Below are 2,294 nucleotides of genomic sequence, written 5' to 3' on the forward strand. Positions count from 1 at the left end.
GTGTGGGAAAACATGGTCCGCCTGTCCGTCCAGGTCGGCGCCGGCGGGGAGCAGATCGGGTTGGGCCTGGAAGAAGCCGAGGAGCGCGAAACCCGCGACCCACAGGGTAACCCCGATGCAGAGTCCCACCAGTTGCTGGGTCAGGTAGGACCGCCTGGCCGCGCGGGCGTCGGTGGTCGCCATGAAACGCTGCACCACGGTCTGGTCGCCCCCGGCCGTGGCGATAGCCCACGTCATGGACGCCATCATGGACCCGATTACGGTCAGGCGCACGGACGGGTCCAGGCTGAAGACGGGCTGTGCGTCCCAGTGGGGCTGCCAAGAGCTCGGAATCCAGCCGAATCCGTCGAAATGCATGGTAACCGTGACGATGACCAGTATGGCGCCTCCGAGCATGAGCAGGGTCTGAAGCGTGTCGGTGATTACGACTGCCCGCAGGCCGCCCAGCGACGTGTAAATGACCGCGACGAGCCCGGTAACCAGCGTAATGACGGGGATCCAGTCATCGCCCACGCCCAGCATGACGGTCATGGCCTTGGCGGACAGGTAGATCAACAGGGCCATCCAGACCAGCCGGAGCAGGATGAACATCACCGCGCCAAGCAGGCGGATGCCCAGGCCGAGCCTGTCCTCCAGCAGTTCATAGGCGCTCGTCACGCGCGTCCGCATGTAAACGGGAATCAGTCCGTAGCCCACCACCAGGAAGATGATCGGAATCGTCAGATAGTTGAGCATCCAGACGGGCCCCTTGCCTATGGCCTCGCCCGGAATGGACAGGTAGGAGATGGTACTGAGCAGGGTAGCGAACAGCGAGAAGCCGATCAGCGTCGGCGGCATGCGCCCCCCGCCGGTAAAATACTCACGGACCGTGCTTTGCCTGCGGCTGTAGTAGTAACCCAGCGCGATGGTCGCGAGGGCGTATCCTACGATGATGGTCCAGTCGACGAAAGTCAGTCCGCCGGAGGGCATGGCGCCTCACTTCCTACAATAAGTGTATACAATGTATCTACAGGACGACGGGCAGCGCGTTCGGCTAGGGCACGGCGGCAACCCGGAGGAAGTCCGTATGGCCGGGTCCCGCCGATGGCGATCCGCCGACGATGACGATGTGATCTCCCCGGCTGAGCCCACCGGCCTGCCTGCCCGCGTCGAGGGACGTGCGGATCATCCCGTCCGTCGTGGCAAACTCGTCGCATAGCACCGGTTTGACGCCCCAGACCAGGGCGAGTCCGCGGACGGTTTCCTCTTCGGGACTTACGGCGATGATCGGAACGCTGATACGGTGCCGCGCCGCCAACCGGGCGGTGTGACCCGATCGCGTGCAGCAGACAATGGCCTTCGCTCCCGCTTCCAGGGCCAGCACGCAGGATGTGTGGCTGATCGCCTCCGAAACTCCGGGAATCCCGCACCGCTCCTGGTTTCCATGTGTCGTTCGCCGGAACATCCTCCCCTCGGCCTGCTCCGCTATAGCTGCCAGCGCGCGCACGGCTTCCACCGGATAGGCGCCGGTGGCGCTCTCCTCCGAGAGCATCACGGCGTCCGAGCCGTCGAGCACGGCATTGGCCACGTCGGCGGCCTCGGCGCGCGTGGGCCTGGGACTCTCGACCATGGACCGCAGCATTTGCGTTGCCGTGACGACCGGAAGCGCGGCGCGAAGGGCCTGTGTTATGATATCTTTCTGCACCAGCGGCACATCCTGGTACGGGATTTCCACGCCCAGACCCCCTCGCGCGACCATGAGTGCATCCACGGCCGGCAGGATGTCGTCCAGCGCATCCACGGCCTCCGGTTTCTCGGTCTTCGCCATCAAGGGCAGGCTCGATCCCCGGCTGTCCAGTAGCTTACGCGCACTCGCCACGTCATCCTGGCTTCGGACAAAGGACAGGGCGGCCATGTCCACGCCCATATCGAGCCCCTTCCAGCAGCAGTTCCCGGTCCTCTTCCGTGAAGGCGGCGATACCCGGTGCGCCGCGCGGCACGGCGACGCCCTTGTGATCGGAGAGCGGTCCGCCGAGAAGTACCTTGCATCTTATATCGGGCGGTTCCACGGCCTCGATACCCAGTTCGACCAGGCCGTCGGCCAGCAACAGGCGCTGTCCCGGCCGGACTTCGTCCGCCAGGCGTGCGTAGTTCACCGACACCCTGGCCCGATCTCCCGGCACCGGTTCGGTAGTCAGGGTGAATCCCTCGCCTGCGACCAGGTGAACGGGACCGTTCTGAAACGTGCCGATGCGGATTTTCGGGCCGGGCAGATCCTGGAGAATCGCAACGGGCTTGCGGTGTTCGTCCGCGGC

Annotated in this window: 3 protein-coding genes; all 3 read right to left on the reverse strand. The window is 65.0% G+C overall.

Annotation, left to right across the window (positions count from 1 at the left end; all coding sequences use genetic code 11):
- A partial coding sequence (locus tag OXG98_04795; protein ID MCY3771321.1) for a sodium-coupled permease occupies positions 1-969 on the reverse strand: 969 nt, incomplete at its 3' end.
- 64 nt (positions 970-1,033) lie between these two features.
- Positions 1,034-1,906: a pyruvate kinase gene (locus OXG98_04800; protein MCY3771322.1), complete on the reverse strand. Its 873-nt coding sequence runs from the start codon at positions 1,904-1,906 to the stop codon at positions 1,034-1,036.
- Positions 1,860-2,294, reverse strand: a 435-nt coding sequence (locus OXG98_04805) for a pyruvate kinase (GenBank protein ID MCY3771323.1), incomplete at its 5' end; no start/stop codon positions are given. The genes OXG98_04800 and OXG98_04805, both read right to left, overlap by 47 nt.

The sequence above is a fragment of the Gemmatimonadota bacterium genome (assembly GCA_026706345.1).
GTDB lineage: Bacteria > JAAXHH01 > JAAXHH01 > JAAXHH01 > JAAXHH01 > JAAXHH01.